General features: G+C 62.8%; 16 protein-coding genes. 10 read left to right on the plus strand and 6 right to left on the minus strand.

Features of this window, described 5'->3' with window-relative positions; translation table 11 throughout:
* The first annotated feature begins 9 nt into the window (after positions 1 to 9).
* On the plus strand, positions 10 to 1323 hold the full coding sequence (gene preA, locus AF337_RS07655) for an NAD-dependent dihydropyrimidine dehydrogenase subunit PreA (protein ID WP_049731635.1): 1314 nt from the start codon (positions 10 to 12) through the stop codon (positions 1321 to 1323).
* A gap of 71 nt (positions 1324 to 1394) precedes the next feature.
* Positions 1395 to 1643, plus strand: coding sequence for an SEC-C metal-binding domain-containing protein (locus AF337_RS39960; RefSeq protein ID WP_081278570.1), 249 nt, complete (start codon positions 1395 to 1397; stop codon positions 1641 to 1643).
* A gap of 105 nt (positions 1644 to 1748) precedes the next feature.
* Here AF337_RS39960 and prfH read toward each other — a convergent pair whose 3' ends face one another.
* The 3 genes from prfH to ftrA all read right to left on the minus strand — a co-directional run bounded on the left by prfH (position 1749) and on the right by ftrA (position 4774).
* Complete coding sequence (gene prfH, locus AF337_RS07660) at positions 1749 to 2363, minus strand: peptide chain release factor H (protein WP_049731636.1); 615 nt, start codon at positions 2361 to 2363, stop codon at positions 1749 to 1751.
* The gene (locus AF337_RS07665; RefSeq protein ID WP_049731711.1) at positions 2350 to 3573 is read right to left on the minus strand and encodes an RNA ligase RtcB family protein; all 1224 of its coding nucleotides are present in this window, start codon (positions 3571 to 3573) and stop codon (positions 2350 to 2352) included. Before AF337_RS07665 ends, prfH begins: the two co-directional genes overlap by 14 nt.
* A 199-nt stretch (positions 3574 to 3772) precedes the next feature.
* Positions 3773 to 4774 (minus strand): transcriptional regulator FtrA, encoded by a 1002-nt coding sequence (ftrA, locus tag AF337_RS07670; RefSeq protein WP_049731637.1) that lies wholly within the window; start codon positions 4772 to 4774, stop codon positions 3773 to 3775.
* A 70-nt stretch (positions 4775 to 4844) separates the two neighbouring features.
* Here ftrA and AF337_RS07675 point away from each other — a divergent pair, with 70 nt between their 5' ends.
* Entirely contained in the window at positions 4845 to 5255 is a 411-nt protein-coding gene (locus AF337_RS07675; RefSeq protein ID WP_049731638.1) for a rhodanese-like domain-containing protein, read from the plus strand.
* A gap of 39 nt (positions 5256 to 5294) precedes the next feature.
* Here the strand turns inward: AF337_RS07675 and AF337_RS07680 are convergent, their stop codons facing one another.
* Positions 5295 to 6317, minus strand: coding sequence for a zinc-dependent alcohol dehydrogenase family protein (locus tag AF337_RS07680; RefSeq protein ID WP_049731639.1), 1023 nt, complete (start codon positions 6315 to 6317; stop codon positions 5295 to 5297).
* Between the two features lie 103 nt (positions 6318 to 6420).
* On the opposite strand from AF337_RS07680, the gene AF337_RS07685 reads away from it, so the two are divergent.
* From AF337_RS07685 to AF337_RS07695, 3 genes are all read left to right on the plus strand, one after another.
* Complete coding sequence (locus AF337_RS07685; protein WP_049731640.1) at positions 6421 to 7320, plus strand: LysR family transcriptional regulator; 900 nt, start codon at positions 6421 to 6423, stop codon at positions 7318 to 7320.
* A gap of 184 nt (positions 7321 to 7504) precedes the next feature.
* Positions 7505 to 8041, plus strand: coding sequence for a biliverdin-producing heme oxygenase (locus AF337_RS07690; protein WP_049731641.1), 537 nt, complete (start codon positions 7505 to 7507; stop codon positions 8039 to 8041).
* Complete coding sequence (locus AF337_RS07695; RefSeq protein ID WP_049731642.1) at positions 8038 to 10605, plus strand: HWE histidine kinase domain-containing protein; 2568 nt, start codon at positions 8038 to 8040, stop codon at positions 10603 to 10605. The genes AF337_RS07690 and AF337_RS07695 overlap by 4 nt, the downstream gene beginning before the upstream one ends.
* A gap of 3 nt (positions 10606 to 10608) precedes the next feature.
* On the opposite strand, the gene AF337_RS07700 is transcribed toward AF337_RS07695, so the two are convergent.
* Positions 10609 to 11259, minus strand: coding sequence for a TetR family transcriptional regulator C-terminal domain-containing protein (locus tag AF337_RS07700; protein WP_049731643.1), 651 nt, complete (start codon positions 11257 to 11259; stop codon positions 10609 to 10611).
* Positions 11260 to 11559: 300 nt separating this feature from the next.
* Here AF337_RS07700 and AF337_RS07705 point away from each other — a divergent pair, with 300 nt between their 5' ends.
* From AF337_RS07705 to hydA, 3 genes are read left to right on the plus strand one after another with little or no spacing between them, the layout of a single operon-like run.
* The gene (locus AF337_RS07705; RefSeq protein ID WP_049731644.1) at positions 11560 to 12813 is read left to right on the plus strand and encodes a Zn-dependent hydrolase; all 1254 of its coding nucleotides are present in this window, start codon (positions 11560 to 11562) and stop codon (positions 12811 to 12813) included.
* Complete coding sequence (locus AF337_RS07710) at positions 12810 to 13091, plus strand: hypothetical protein (RefSeq protein WP_049731645.1); 282 nt, start codon at positions 12810 to 12812, stop codon at positions 13089 to 13091. Before AF337_RS07705 ends, AF337_RS07710 begins: the two co-directional genes overlap by 4 nt.
* On the plus strand, positions 13088 to 14542 hold the full coding sequence (gene hydA / locus AF337_RS07715; RefSeq protein WP_049731646.1) for a dihydropyrimidinase: 1455 nt from the start codon (positions 13088 to 13090) through the stop codon (positions 14540 to 14542). Before AF337_RS07710 ends, hydA begins: the two co-directional genes overlap by 4 nt.
* Positions 14543 to 14600: 58 nt before the next feature.
* On the opposite strand, the gene AF337_RS07720 is transcribed toward hydA, so the two are convergent.
* Positions 14601 to 15014, minus strand: a complete 414-nt coding sequence (locus AF337_RS07720; RefSeq protein WP_049731647.1) for a cupin domain-containing protein — start codon at positions 15012 to 15014, stop codon at positions 14601 to 14603.
* Between the two features lie 94 nt (positions 15015 to 15108).
* Between AF337_RS07720 and AF337_RS07725 the strand changes: the two genes are divergently transcribed.
* Positions 15109 to 15894, plus strand: coding sequence for an ABC transporter ATP-binding protein (locus AF337_RS07725; protein ID WP_049731648.1), 786 nt, complete (start codon positions 15109 to 15111; stop codon positions 15892 to 15894).
* Positions 15895 to 15915: the final 21 nt, after the last annotated feature.

The raw sequence follows: 15915 nt of genomic DNA on the forward strand, positions 1-15915 counted from the left end.
GAATGAACAATGGCTGATCTCCGCAATAATTTCGTCGGCATCAAGTCGCCCAACCCGTTCTGGCTGGCCTCCGCGCCGCCGACCGACAAGGCCTACAACGTCGAGCGCGCCTTCAAGGCCGGCTGGGGCGGTGTGGTCTGGAAGACGCTGGGCGAGGAAGGCCCACCCGTCGTCAACGTCAACGGCCCGCGCTACGGCGCGATCTGGGGCGCCGACCGCCGCCTGCTTGGCCTGAACAATATCGAGCTCATCACCGACCGCGACCTCTACACCAATCTCAGGGAAATGAAGCAGGTCAAGATGAACTGGCCGGATCGGGCGCTGATCGCCTCGATCATGGTGCCTTGCGAGGAACAGGCGTGGAAGTCGATCCTGCCGCTCGTAGAAGAGACCGGCGCCGATGGCGTCGAACTCAATTTCGGCTGTCCGCACGGCATGTCGGAGCGCGGCATGGGCTCTGCCGTCGGCCAGGTGCCGGAATATATCGAAATGGTCGTGCGCTGGTGCAAGCAGTACACCCGCATGCCCGTCATCACCAAGCTGACGCCGAATATCACCGATGTCCGCCGTCCGGCCCGCGCCGCCAAGGCCGGCGGTACCGATGCCGTCTCGCTGATCAACACGATCAACTCGATCGTCTCCGTCGATCTCGACAACTTCGCCCCCAACCCGACGGTCGGCGGCAAGGGCAGCCATGGCGGTTATTGCGGCCCGGCGGTCAAGCCCATCGCGCTGAACATGGTGGCCGAAATTGCCCGTGATCCCGAAACCTACGGCCTGCCGATCTCCGGCATCGGCGGCATCACCACCTGGCGGGACGCTGCCGAATTCCTCGTTCTCGGCGCCGGCAACGTCCAGGTCTGCACCGCGGCGATGACGTACGGCTTCAAGATCGTGCAGGAGATGATTTCAGGCCTCTCCGACTGGATGGACGAAAAGGGCCACAAGACCCTCGACGACATTACCGGCCGCGCTGTGCCCAACGTCACCGACTGGCAGTATCTGAACCTCAACTACATCGCCAAGGCGAAGATCGACCAGGATGCCTGCATCAAATGCGGCCGCTGCCACATCGCCTGCGAGGACACCTCGCACCAGGCGATCACCAACGTCGTCAATGGCCTGCGCCATTTCGAGGTGATCGACGAGGAATGCGTCGGCTGCAATCTTTGCGTCAGTGTCTGCCCGGTCGAGAACTGCATCACGATGGAGCAGCTTCCGGCCGGCACTCTCGACAAGCGCACCGGCAAGGTGGTCGACCCGAACTACGCCAACTGGACGACGCACCCGAACAACCCGATGGCCCGCCAGGCCGCGGAGTGATCGGACTGCAACGCCGCGGAGAAATTTAATCCGCGGCGTTGCACCGAGCCCGCAATGGATCTAGGGGGATCATGCTGCACCATCGCAGCGTGCAACCGAAGAGGAGGCAGCCATGGCTCGCAAACACCTCACCGACTTCAGCTTTTGAGGTCACGTCGAAACGGCGTAAATCCTTCCCATCCGAAGCCCGGGTCAAAAGCGGTTCGCAGATCGTTCATGGCGATGTCGAACTGATCGAGAAACTCGGCCGCAACGATCCCTGTCCCTGCGGCTCCAGGAGACGGTTTCAAGAATTGCTGCCTGCGATCCGGCCGCTATGACGGCATCGAACGGGATTACTATTTTTAGAGACCGTGACTGAAGGTGGCGGCGCCCTTTACAGAAGGGCGCCGTTTATTATTATGTGGTCAGAGCGACACAGCGGATCACAGCTTGAACGCCTTGACCTCGTTGCCGCGCTCGATGGTCCGGTTGGCGATGAAGCGTCCGGATTTGGCCGCCTCCTGCTTTTCAGCCTCGATTTGATGCAACATCGCTTCGAGACGCCGAAGCGCCAAGGCCTTGTTGCGGTGCTGAGAGCGTTCGTCACGCGCCGTCACCACCAGGCCGGTTGGCCGATGCAACACACGCACGGCACTATCGGTGGTGTTCTGGTGCTGCCCGCCCGGTCCGCCGGCTCTCAGCGTCTCGAAACGCAGGTCGGCCGGATCGATCGTCACCTCGCCACCCTCCGGCCCGGGTTCGATACGCTGAACCGCGACGTACCAGTTCTGCCGTTTGTGACCGGGACGCACCGGGCTCTTGAAGGTGAACCTGATCGTGCCGCAATAGCCGTTGGCAATCCGTTCCGCCTCGAGACCATCGAGGCTGACGATCGCCGACTTCGCACCGTGCCGATCCGGAACAGGACCGAGGCTGGCTTCGAAGGCACAGCCAAGCCCGAGAGCCTCGCGCTCAAGGATGCCGAGAAGTGCGGAGAGCGCCATCCGGCACTCCACCGGACCGTTGCCCGACGTCACGAGAAGATCAATAGCGCTCATGGCCGCGCCCTCCTTCCCTGCGATATTCAGGCTTTCGCCGGCGCTGTTCGACCTCCGCCTCATCAACCGCCTTCTTGAAGGTGACGAGCGGCCGCAGGCTGGCAAGCCCGACGATCAGCCCCGCCTTTTCGAGATCGCTCACCACCTGTCCGGCATCCTTGTAGGCCGACGCCGCTTCTTCGACGACGAGGGCACGATCGTCGCAGATCGCGATACCGCCCCAGGGATTGCGCAGCAACTGTTCGCGTTCGGACCGGTTGCGGCCGACCCGTCCGTGCATGGTGGCGCGATCATATTTGCGGCCGGCCCCATGAGAAATGCCGCCGAGCGAACGGCCGATGTCGGCACTCGCGACAACGACATGGCTGAGGCTGGCCCGAGATCCCGCAATCGGCGCGAGTTCGCCGGGTGCGACGGCCGCAGCGCCCTTATAATGCACAAACCCGCGATCTGAGCGGCGAACGAGATTGTGCGGTATGTCGGCGATGAGACGCAGGTCGGCACGAAGTGCTAGAGCCGCCCGCACTGCGATCAGTCGCCGGTTCAGCGATGCCCAAGCAACGCAGCGGTCATGGCTCGCAAGCCAGGCAGCACCCGCCTCCGAACCGGGATCCAGACCGGCGGCAAGTCCCGAATGAGCAGCCAATGTCTCTGAGAAAACCGCGGCGCCAAGGGCGCGTGAGCCGGAATGAACAAGTAGATAAAGGCCCTGATCGTCCAGACCGGCGGCGCGCCCGCCCTCGGCAAGATCTTCCACCGCCTGCAGCTCGCAGAAATGGTTGCCGCCGCCGATCGTGCCCAAGGCATCGGGCGCCAGATCGGCGGCCAGACCTATCTCGGCGAGCCACTCGCGCCCCTCTCCGATGGGCTGCGTGTCAAGCCGGCGAAGCCGCTCCGCCGCCTTGTCGATCTTCAGCTTGCGCAGCGGCAGATCGAGGCCGAACAGCGACATGCCGCAGCCGATATCGTTGCCGATCAGCAGCGGGTGCAGCCGAGATGACAGCAGGGCGACGCCGGTCGCACCATATTTGCCGGGATGCAGATCCGGAAAGGCGGCGATTTCCGAAACACCCGGCAGGCGCGACATCTCGTCGAGCTGGTCCAAGGCAGCGCCTTCGATCCAGGCAGAGCCGGAAAAGAAACGATTGATGACCGCCGGACCTGACGCCGACGTCGTCGGGGAGCTTCCGCTCCCGATAGAATTGCCCACGATAATGAACTCTGGATATGAGTGGTCTTTCATCACCGGAAACGGCGATGTTCAACCGGCATCATCAGCCCGTTGGCCGACTTAAGCCGAAACCCTCTCGGGGCGTGCGGAGATAGTCGTCATCGTGGCGCTCCCTTTCCAGAACAATAGAGAGCGCCCGTTTAGGCGAAGTGAGACATAAATGCAAGCGTGAGGTGGCTCAATCGCCGAACGACCGCCTATAGGCACTCGGGCTCGTCCCGAGCCGCCTGCGAAAATGATGCCGCATCGTCGCCAGCGTGCCGAAGCCGCTGGCGACGGCAATGTCGTCGAGCGAAACGGCAAGTTCTTTCTCCAGCAGATCGCGGGCATGGCGCAGCCGCTCCTTCAGCAGCCATTCGCCGACACTGAGACCCGTCGTCGCTTCGAAGCGACGCTGGAAGGTGCGCATGCTCATGCCCGCTCTTCCAGCAAGCAGGCTGATCGGCTGCTGCTCGGAAAGGCTTGCCCGCATCCATTCGATCAGCGGCCCCAGGCGGATGCCCTCGCGTGCCTCGGGGACCGGCGCGTGGATGAACTGCGCCTGTCCGCCTTCGCGGTGCGGCGGCACGACGAGGCGGCGGGCGACGCTGTTTGCCGCCTCCGCGCCGAAATCGCCGCGCACCACATGCAGGCAGAGATCGATGCCGGCGGCACTGCCCGCCGCCGTCAGCAGGCTGCCCTCGTCGATGTAGAGAACGCCGGCATCGAGCGCGATGTCGGGATAGCGTGCGGCGATAGAGCCGACATAGCGCCAATGCGTCGTCGCCCTGCGGTTGGCAAGCAATCCGGATCCGGCCAGAACCGCAACACCGGAGCAGAGAGACATGATGCGCGCGCCGCGCTGATGCGCTGCCCGGAGCGCTGCGGCGAGCGGCTCCGGCACCGGCGCATCGATCGCCCGCCAGCCGGGCACGACGATTAGCTCCGCCTCGTCGAGCACCTCCAGCCCATTGTCGACCGCGACCGTCAGCCCTCCGGCGGCGCGAAGCGGACCCGGCTCGATGCCGCAGACAGAGAAGCGATACCAGCTCTCACCCATCTCCGGGCGCGGCAGGCCGAAGACCTCGTAGGTGATGCCGAATTCGAAGGTGCAGAGCCCGTCATAGGCAAGGGCTACGACCAACGGTCCTTTCGTCTGCTGCAGTAATGCGTTTGGCATGATCTTTACGCTGTCGGTCATAATGGCCAATTTCGCAGAGCTTTAACATCGGCGATACCGGGCGGCAACTCCAACGAAGAAGGAAAGATCGATGCCAAGCCCCGTCACCGAAATCCCGGCCGCCGCGCCCGATATCGCCGCCGCCCATTATGCCGCCAAGCTCGCCTTCGAAACCGATTGCTCCGATGTCCACGCTGCCTTTGCCGGCGCCAAGGTCGATTTCGTCCTCCTCGACGTGCGCTCGCCGGCGCTGTTTGCCCAGTCCCACTTGCCGGGTGCGATCAACCTTCCACACGGCAAGATGACCGCGCACCGCATGTCGGAATGGGCGAAGGACACCCTCTTCGTCGTATATTGCGCCGGTCCCCACTGCAACGGCGCCGACAAGGCCGCTTTCCGCCTGGCCAAGCTCGGCCTCAAGGCCAAGCTGATGATCGGCGGCATGACCGGCTGGGCCGACGAGGGATTCGCCTTCGAAAGCGAAGCCATTGCCGCCGAATAGGAGAACGCTCCCCTCGACGGTGCGAGGGGAGCGCATGTCTCAGAACTCGATGACGACCTTGCCGAACGGGCCGCGATAGAGATGATCGAGCGCCTGCGGCAGTTCCTCGAAAGAATAACGTCTGTCGATCACTGGCTTCAGCTCCGTCTGGTCGACGGCGCGCACCAAATCCTCCAGCGCCCGGCGATGACCGACGGTAATTCCCTGCACGACAGGCGCTTTCAGAAGCAACGGCGCCACGGGCGCCGAGACTTCAAAGCCCTCAAACACGCCGATCACCGAAATCCGGCCGTTGACCGCCACAGCCTCCAGCGCCCGGCCGAGATGCGGCCCGCCGACGATTTCCAGCACGTGGTCGGCGCCATAATCGCCAGTCAGTTGATGGAGCTGCTCGACCCAGTCGCGCTCCTTGCGGTTGATCAGATGATCGGCCCCGAGCGCCGATGCACGTTCGAGCTTCTCGCTGCTGCCTGATGTGATGAAGACTTCGGCGCCATGCGCCTTGGCAATCTGCAGGCCGAAAAGCGCAACCCCGCCGGTTCCCTGCACCAGCACCTTGTCGCCGGCCTTGAGCTTGCCGCATTCGATGAGCGCAAACCACGCCGTTAACCCGGCGCAGGGCAGCGTGCTGGCTTCAGCCGCATCGAGCGTATCAGGCGCAAGCGCGAACCATTCCTCGGAAAGCACCGTGTGCTCGGAAAGTACACCTGAATAGAAGCCACCGCGCGTCTGATAATGTGGATTGCGGGCAGTTCCAGGCCCGCGTCCGTCGATCCAGTCCGGGGAAAAGGTGGAGATCACCCGATCGCCGGGTTTGAAGCGCGTGACATCAGGCCCGACGGCATCGACCACACCTGCCATGTCCGAGGCCGGCACGAAGGGGAACTGCAATGGCAGGCCCATGCCGCTATCAAGCACCAGCCTGTCGCGGAAATTGAGGGAGACGGCCTGCGTCCGCACCCGGATCATCGTGCCTGACACATCAGGAATTCTGCCTTCGCCGATCGTCAGATTGGCCTCCGGGCCGATGGCATCGGTCTGCCATTGTCTTGTCGTCTGCACCTTTCAGCTCCTTCTCGATGGGCGGAGCGGTAGATATATCGTTGAATATTCCTCTCTAGTTGCGATATTAAGTCGTCGGAATGGTGCCATCAAGGAAACAAAGATGGAGCAGTTGAAGGGAATTTCGATCTTTGTCGAGACGGTCGAGGCCGGTGGTTTCTCGGCCGCGGCCGAGCGGCTCCATCTCACTCGCTCGGCGGTCAGCAAGACGATTGCAAGGCTCGAAGAGCGGCTCGGCGTCCGGCTCTTCAAACGCACGACCCGTGCCCAAAGCCTGACCGACGAAGGCCGGTTCTTCTACGAGCGTTGCCTGAGAGCCGTCGAGGAAATCCGCATCGGCGAGGCCCAGCTTGAATCGGGCAAGCGCGAAGTCCGTGGCAGGCTGCGTGTATCAATGCCAGCGCTTTTCGGGCGCCATTGTGCCGCTCCGATCCTGACCCGGCTGCTCGACGACCATCCGGATCTCGAACTCGACCTCTCCTTCAGCGATCGCGTCGTCGATCTTCTGGAGGACGGCTTCGACCTTGCCGTGCGCAACGGTCCGCTGAAGGACAACTCCGACCTGATGACGCGGGCAATCGCTCGACAGCCTATGACCGTCTGCGCTTCGCCCGCCTATCTGGAAAAATACGGGGTGCCACAAACGCTGGACGATATCGCCCATCATCAGGGCATCGTCTATCGCCGCGGCGACAACGACAAAGCCTGGACTTTTCCGGCAACGGCAGGTCCCGCACGCGAAGTTCTGCCGAAATCGCGGCTGCGGCTTGACGATCTCGCCTCGATAGCCGACGCGGCAGTAAAGGGCCGCGGGCTCGCCTGGCTCACCTGCTGGCTGGTGCGCGACAGGGTCCTGTCGGGCGAACTCGTGCGGGTTCTGACCGATAGACCGCCAAGCGTCTTCGAAGCCTACGCCGTCTGGCCGAGATCGCCCGTGATGTTGCCAAAGGTGCGCCTTGCCATCGATATGTTGGCAACAGATCTGCCGCGCCTGATGGGTTGAAGTTGCCCCCTGATAGTTTCGTCCTCCAAAAATCCGATGAAGGCGAACAACCAGCTGCGAAAACAGGGGAAGCCCATGTTTTTCTATGGGTTTCCCTGGAAATACCAGGATGCTGCAATATATCGCTAACTTGCCATCCCGCATGAACGGCATCGAATGCCATTTTACTTAGAACACGGTCCGCATGTCACTTCGCAGCGTGCTCCGCGCACAAACAGCAGATTGCCACGGCGAGGTCGACGAGCTTTTCAGCGCCTTCGATCTCTCCAATAGACAGCAGTATAGAACATTCCTGCGCGCCCATGCCCGGGTCGTGCCGGCGGCCGAAGACGCCCTCGAGGATGCGGGAATTGCCCACCTGCTGCCCGACTGGCCGGAACGGCGGCGCACGCAGCTGCTGTTGGCCGATATCGGGGAACTCGGCGATCCATTGCCCCAGCCCCTTCCGCCACCGGCATTGCGGAACGACGCAGCGCTCTGGGGCGCGCTCTACGTGCTCGAAGGCTCCAAGCTCGGCGGCGCCCTGCTTGCCAAATCCGTGCCCGATCACCTACCCGGCAGCTATCTCAGGCCACAGGGTCCAAAGGGCGGCATGAGGATCTTCATGGAGCGTCTCGATGCCAGCGGCATAGACGATCCCGCGGCCGCCGTTTCCGCAGCCCGCGATGTTTTCGGCCTCTTCCTCAAAGCCGGGCAACTCGAACTGGAAGCCGTCCCATGAGCGGCACGATTGAACCCGTCGACCTGACCAACTGCGACCGGGAGCCGATCCATCAACTCGGCGCGGTTCAGCCCTTCGGCTTTCTGCTGGCGATATCCTCGGACTGGATTGTCACGCGTGCCTCGGCAAATCTGGCAGAGTTCCTCGGCATTGCACAGCCCGACGCGCTCGGCCGGCCTGTCACCTCGCTGATCACGCCCGAGGCACTTCACACCATCCGCAACAAGCTGACCACGCTGCGCGGGTCGGATGTCGTCGAGCGCATTTTCGGCATTGCTCTGACCTCGGATCAGAGCAAGTTCGATCTTGCCGTGCATATGAATGACAATGGGGTCATCGTCGAAGGCGAGCGCTGCCAGGAAGACAGGCGCAACGCCCCCTCCCTCTCCATGCGCAGCATGATGTCCCGTCTCGACCACACGGAAACGATGGAGGCTTTCTTTCGCGACGGGGCAAGGCAGGCGCGCGCCCTGACCGGCTTCGATCGGGTCATGGTCTATCGCTTCGACGAAAGCGGTTCCGGCGAAGTGGTGGCGGAAGCCGCTCGGGCCGGCATCGGCTCGTTTCTCGGGCTGCACTATCCGGCATCCGACATCCCTGTACAGGCACGGGCGCTCTATCTGCGCAACCTGTTCCGCATCATTGCCGATGTCGACGCCGTCCCGGTTCCGATCCTGCCTGAACGCGATGAGTACGGACAGCCGCTCGATCTCTCCATGTCGGTTTTACGTTCGGTCTCGCCGATCCATATCGAATATTTGAAAAACATGGGCGTCGGCGCGTCGCTCTCCATATCGATCGTCGTCGACGGCAAGCTTTGGGGCCTGTTTGCCTGCCACCATTACGGCCCGCGCCTGCCTTCGGCTGAAAGCCGCTCCACCGCCGAGCTGTTCGGCCAGATGTTTGCCTCGCGCCTTGAAAGCCGCGAACGGCGGCTGGCGCTCGACTACGAGACCAAGGCGCGCCGCATCGCCGACCGGCTTCTTACCTCCGTCGCCGACAATGCCAGCCTGCTCGACGATCCGGCTTGGCTGATCGACGCGCTCGCCGACGCCATTCCTGCCGACGGCATCGGCGTCTGGATCAACGGCCGGCTGGCGCTTGCCGGCATCGGGCCGGATGAGAGAAGCTTCGCGGCCCTCGTCCGCCATCTCAACCGCAATGCCGCCGGTCGCATCTATGCCGTCGACAGGTTGGCTGAGACCTATCCCGATCTCGAACTCGACGATGCGGTGGCCGGCATGCTCGCCATCCCGATCTCGCGCTCGCCGCGCGATTATGTCGTGCTTTTCCGTCAGGAGCTGGTGCGCACGGTCCGCTGGGGCGGAGATCCGCACAAGCCGGTGGAATACGGCCCCAACGGTCCGCGGCTGACGCCGCGCAAGAGTTTCGAGGCCTGGTCCGAACTGGTGCGCGGCCGCTCCCTGCCCTTCACCGAGGCCGAGCGGCGTGTCGCCGAAACGATCCGCGTCACGCTGATCGAGGTGGTCTTGCGTCTCACCGACGAGGCCAGCATGGCGCGGCAGACGGCAAACGAGCGCCAGGAACTGCTGATCGCCGAGCTGAACCATCGCGTCCGCAACATTCTGAGCCTCATCACCGGCATCATTCGGCAATCGCAGACGACGTCAGTCAGCGTCGGCGACTACATCCGCCAGATCGAGGGCCGCGTCCAGTCGCTCGCCCGCGCTCATGACCAGATCACACGCGATCACTGGGCGCCGGCCTCGCTGCGGCAATTGCTGGCGGCCGAAACTGCCGCCTATCTCGGCAAGAACGCCCCACGTATTCAGATGATCGGCGAGGACGTGCTGCTGGAACCGCAGGCCTTCTCCACCGCCGCCCTGGTTTTCCATGAGCTGATGACCAACAGCGCCAAATATGGCAGCCTTTCCGGCACCGACGGTACGGTCGAGCTCGGCTGGCATCGCGACGACCAAGGCCATCTGCACATTGGCTGGCGCGAAAAGAACGGTCCGTCCGTCAGCGAACCCACCCGCCAAGGCTTCGGTTCGACGATCATCCGGCGCTCGATTCCCTATGACCTCGGCGGCCAAGCGAATGTCCGTTTCGTCAAGGGCGGTCTCGAAGCGGATTTCCGTATTCCGGCGCGGTATGTCGTCGGCCCGACGAGCGAACGGTCAAATTCAGCGCCGGTCGGAGCGGCCGAACGCCGGGCGGTTGCTGGTGATCATCAGCCGCTCTCCGGGCTGAAGGTGCTGCTGGTGGAAAACAACCTGATCATCGCCATGGATGGGGAGGACATCCTGCGCCGGATGGGCGCCGACGTCGCAACGGCGCCAAGTGTCACCGAGGCGATGCAGATCCTGGCCGGCCATTCCTTCGATCTGGCGCTTCTCGACGTCAATCTCGGCGATGAGACGAGTTTCGGGATTGCCGACCGACTGGCGGCTGAAGGCGTGCCCTTCGTTTTTGCCACAGGCTATGGCGAAGGCATCGCTCAGGCGAACAGCCATTCGGACGCGCCCGTGCTGCAGAAACCCTATACGATGGAAGGCGTGACGGACACACTCGCCCGTCTGCCGCTTGTTAGAAAGCGATAAACGTCAGCTCTCGGAGCGATCCGGCCGCAGCCCGCCAATAAAGAGCTGCTCCAGAAACCGCGCCGCATCCTCGAAGCGGCCCTCGCCGGAATGCTCCTGTCCGAGCACGGCACGCACCTGCACGTCGAAATCCGCATAATGCTGCGTCGTCGACCAGATGGAGAAGATCAGGTGATAGGGATCGCATTTGATGATCTTGCCTGATTTCGCCCAGGCGCGGATGACCTCCGCCTTCTCGTCGACCAGTTCCTTCAGCGGCCCCTTGAGCTCGTCCTCGATATGCGGTGCGCCCTGCAGCACCTCATTGGCGAAAAGCCGGCTCTCGCGCGGAAAATCGCGCGCCATCTCCAGCTTGCGTCTGATGTAGCTGCGGATTTCCTCCTCCGGATTGCCCTCGGCGTCGAAGGCGCGCAGCGGCTCCAGCCAGGTGTAGAGCACCCGGTCGATCAGCGCCCGGTGCATAGCTTCCTTCGTCCGGAAATAATAAAGCAGGTTGGGTTTCGAGATGCCGGCCACTTCGGCGATCTGGTCGATGGTCGAGCCGCGGAAGCCGCTTGCCGAAAACACGTCAAGCGCCGCCTCGAGAATCTGCTCTTCCTTCTCCTCCTGGATTCGCGTCCGCCTCAGGGTCTTCGCTGCTCTCGGTATGGTCACAGGCTGTCATTTCCCCTTGAAATTCAACTTCTTCGCTCAAGTTTTGGCGGGGAGACATCCCTGCCGCTTTCCTAAGCAACTGCCCGTATTTTTATCGGCAATTTTCGTGATTTTCGTCTTGAGCCCGGCGGTGGAAGTTGTAATGTTTACCAATCGGTCAAATTATCCGCCAGATGAAAAACAAAGGCAACTGGCGATTTTCCGGCGCTCGACAAAACCAATAAGAGGCGCTGGAATAGACCACGGGAACAGGCGGGCATGCCCTTTGCATGACTGCCGCAAACAGGTGAGGGCATAAAAATGGTGGCAGCACCAGGCGAGAACATGCGCGTCAATGGCGACCGTCTCTGGGACAGCCTCATGGATATGGCGAAGATCGGCCCCGGCATCGCGGGCGGCAACAATCGCCAGACGCTGACGGATTCGGATGCCGAGGGCCGCAGCCTTTTCAAGACATGGTGCGACGAGGCGGGCCTGACCATGGGCGTCGACCAGATGGGCACGATGTTCGCCACCCGCCCCGGCACCGATCCCGATGCCCTGCCCGTCTATGTCGGCTCGCATCTCGACACCCAGCCGACCGGCGGCAAATATGACGGCGTTCTCGGCGTGCTCTCAGCCCTCGAAGTCGTGCGCACCATGAACGACCTCGGCATCAGAACCAAACATCCTATTGTCGTCACCAACTGGACGAACGAGGAGGGCGCGCGTTTTGCCCCGGCCATGCTGGCCTCGGGTGTCTTTGCCGGCGTCCACAGCCTTGACTTTGCCTATAATCGCCGGGATCCCGAGGGCAATCTGTTCGGCGACGAACTGAAGCGCATCGGCTGGGTCGGCGACGAAGAGGTCGGCGCCCGCAAGATGCATGCCTATTTCGAATATCACATCGAACAGGGCCCGATCCTCGAGGCCGAGGACAAGCAGATCGGCGTCGTCACCCACTGTCAGGGCCTGTGGTGGCTCGAATTCACCCTGACCGGCAAGGAAGCCCATACCGGCTCGACGCCGATGAACATGCGCGTCAATGCCGGTCTTGCGATGTCGCGCATCTTGGAAATGGTTCAGGGTGTGGCGATGGGCGAGCAGCCGGGTGCCGTCGGCGGCGTCGGCCAGGTCTTCTTCTCGCCGAATTCCCGTAACGTGCTGCCGGGCAAGGTGGTTTTCACCGTCGACATCCGCTCGCCCGACAAGGCCAAGCTCGACCGCATGCGGGCAAAGATAGAGGCGGAAGCGCCTGGCATCTGCGATGCCCTCGGCGTCGGCTGTTCCATCGAGGCGATCGGCCATTTCGCGCCTGTTACCTTCGACGAGAAGCTCGTCACCGCGGTCCGCTCCGCCGCCGAACGGCTCGGCTACACCCACATGAACCTCATCTCCGGCGCCGGCCACGATGCCTGCTGGGCCGCCAAGGTCGCTCCTGCGACGATGGTCATGTGCCCCTGCGTCGGCGGGCTCTCGCACAACGAAGCGGAGGAAATCTCCAAGGAGTGGGCAACGGCGGGCGCCGATGTGCTGTTCCATGCGGTGGTGGAGACGGCGGAGATCGTGGTGTGATCACGGATCCGGACGCAGATCTGGACAGCATGAGCCACGCTGATCTGTTGTCGGCGGCAAGAGCCATGCGCCACGCGATCCGCATCCACCGCGATATGTCGGGCCATGAACTCTGTTGGCATCATCCCGATCTGTGGATGCTCCTGCCTGATCCGCCGGCCGGCGGTCAGATCGTGCCCGATTGGCCTCAATTTATGCGCGGTTGCATCCGCTACCGCCAGTCATTGGATAACCAGCTTGCGCAGGCACCGCGCAGCGACAGGGAGTTCGGAAAATGAGCACAGTCATCAAGAACGGCAGCATCGTCACGGCCGACCTGACCTACAAGGCGGACGTCAAGATCGACGGCGGCAAGATCATCGAGATCGGCCCGAACCTGTCGGGCGACGAGACGCTGGATGCTTCCGGCTGTTATGTCATGCCCGGCGGCATCGATCCGCACACCCATCTCGAAATGCCCTTCATGGGCACCTATTCCTCCGACGATTTCGAGAGCGGCACGCGCGCGGCCCTTTCCGGCGGCACGACGATGGTGGTCGATTTCGCGCTGCCCGCCCCCGGCCAGTCGCTGCTCGAAGCGCTGACCATGTGGGACAATAAATCGACGCGGGCCAATTGCGATTATTCCTTCCACATGGCGGTCACCTGGTGGAGCGAGCAGGTCTTCAAGGAGATGGAAACCATCGTTCGTGACAAGGGCATCAACACCTTCAAGCACTTCATGGCCTATAAGGGCGCGCTGATGGTTGATGATGACGAGATGTTCGCCTCCTTCCAGCGCTGCGCCGAACTCGGCGCGCTGCCGCTGGTGCACGCCGAAAACGGCGATGTCGTCGCCTCGATGTCGGCAAAGCTGCTGGCCGAAGGCAATAACGGCCCCGAGGCGCATGCCTATTCCCGCCCCGCTGAAGTGGAGGGCGAAGCCACCAACCGCGCCATCATGATCGCCGACATGGCCGGCTGCCCTGTTTATATCGTTCATACCTCCTGCGAACAGGCGCACGAAGCGATCCGCCGCGCCCGCGCCAAGGGCATGCGCGTCTACGGCGAACCGCTGATCCAGCACCTGACGCTCGACGAGAGCGAATATTCCAACCCCGACTGGGATCACGCCGCCCGCCGGGTGATGTCGCCGCCCTTCCGCAACAAGCAGCATCAGGACTCACTCTGGGCGGGGCTTGCCTCCGGGTCGCTGCAGGTGGTCGCCACCGACCATTGCGCCTTCACCACGGCGCAGAAGCGTTTCGGCGTCGGCGACTTCACCAAGATCCCAAACGGCACCGGCGGCCTCGAAGACCGCATGCCGATGCTCTGGACGCACGGCGTCAACACCGGCCGGCTGACGATGAACGAATTCGTCGCGGTCACCTCGACCAATATCGCCAAGATCCTCAACATCTATCCGAAGAAGGGCGCGATCCTCATCGGCGCCGATGCCGATATCGTCGTCTGGGATCCGAAGCGGTCCAAGATCATCTCGTCCAAGGCTCAGCAGTCGGCGATCGACTACAACGTCTTCGAAGGCAAGGAAGTGACCGGCCTGCCGCGCTACACGCTGACGCGTGGCGTCGTCGCGATCGAGGAGAGCACCATCAAGACCCAGGAGGGCCACGGCGAATTCGTCCGGCGCGAACCGGTAACCGCCGTCAGCAAGGCGCTGTCCCAGTGGAAGGAGATCACCGCACCGCGCAAGGTGACGCGCAGCGGCATTCCGGCGACCGGCGTGTGATGATGGTGCGCGACGATACCGCCATCAACCGGGGAACGGCCTTTCGATGCCTATGACCTCAGGCCGGCACCAGCGCATCCAGCTCCGGCAGCAGCACGACGCTTTCCTGCTCGTTCGGATCGGTGCGGGCGATGATCGCCGTGCACGGCGTGCTGCTGAGATTTGCCGGCAGATGCGGCACGCCGGCCGGAATATAGAAAAGTTCCCCGGCATGGACGATAACGTGCTGCTCGAGCCGGTCTCCGTACCAGGTATGAGCCTCGCCGGAGAGCATATAGATCGCCGTCTCGTGCGCCTCATGCAGATGCGCCTTGGCGCGCACGCCGGGCGGAATCGTCAGCAGGTGCATGCAGATGCCCTTGGCGCCGACCGTCTCGGCCGCTATCCCTTCGAAATAGCTGAGCCCCTGCTTGCCGTCATAGGCATGGTTGGGCCGAACGATGTGGCAGGTGGGTTTTGATGTCGCGTCCATTCTCTTCCTCCATGAAATGTGCCGCCGGCAGGGCCTGCGGCGATGGTAACACGCAAACCGCCTCCCAGCGGCGAAAACAAGAACGGTCGCATTGATGCAAGCACCCTCCGTCGTATCCGCCAAGGATCTCTGTCTCACCTACCAGGCGAATGACGGCCCGGTGAATGCGCTGAGCGATGTCAATCTCGATGTCCGCAAGGGCGATTTCGTCTCCTTCATCGGCCCGTCGGGCTGCGGCAAGACGACCTTCCTGCGCGTCATCGCCGATCTCGAAAAGAGCACCTCCGGCGAAATCTCGATCAACGGCATGACGCCGGAGGAAGCCCGCAAGGCCCGCGCCTATGGCTATGTCTTCCAGGCGCCGGCGCTCTATCCCTGGCGCACCATCGAAAACAACATCGCCCTGCCGCTGGAAATCATGGGCTATTCCAGCGCCGACCGGGCGCGGCGCATCGCCGAGGCGCTCGATCTCGTCAGCCTGTCCGGCTTCGAGAAGAAATTCCCCTGGCAGCTTTCCGGCGGCATGCAGCAGCGCGCCTCGATCGCCCGGGCGCTGGCCTTCGATGCCGACCTGCTTCTGATGGACGAGCCGTTCGGCGCCCTTGATGAAATCGTCCGCGATCATCTGAACGAAGAGCTGCTGAAACTCTGGGCGCGCACCAACAAGACGATCTGCTTCGTCACCCATTCCATCCCCGAAGCAGTCTATCTCTCGACCAAGATCGTGGTGATGTCGCCGCGCCCGGGCCGCGTCACCGATGTGATCGATTCGCCCCTGCCGGCCGAACGCCCGCTCGACATCCGCGACACCCCCGAATTCCTGGAGATCGCCCATCGCGTCCGCGAGGGGCTGAGGACGGGGCATAGCCATGAGGTTTAGGCGGTTGAGTTCAGAAATATA

This window comes from Rhizobium ecuadorense (assembly GCF_001187535.1).
In the GTDB taxonomy this organism is placed as follows: domain Bacteria; phylum Pseudomonadota; class Alphaproteobacteria; order Rhizobiales; family Rhizobiaceae; genus Rhizobium; species Rhizobium ecuadorense.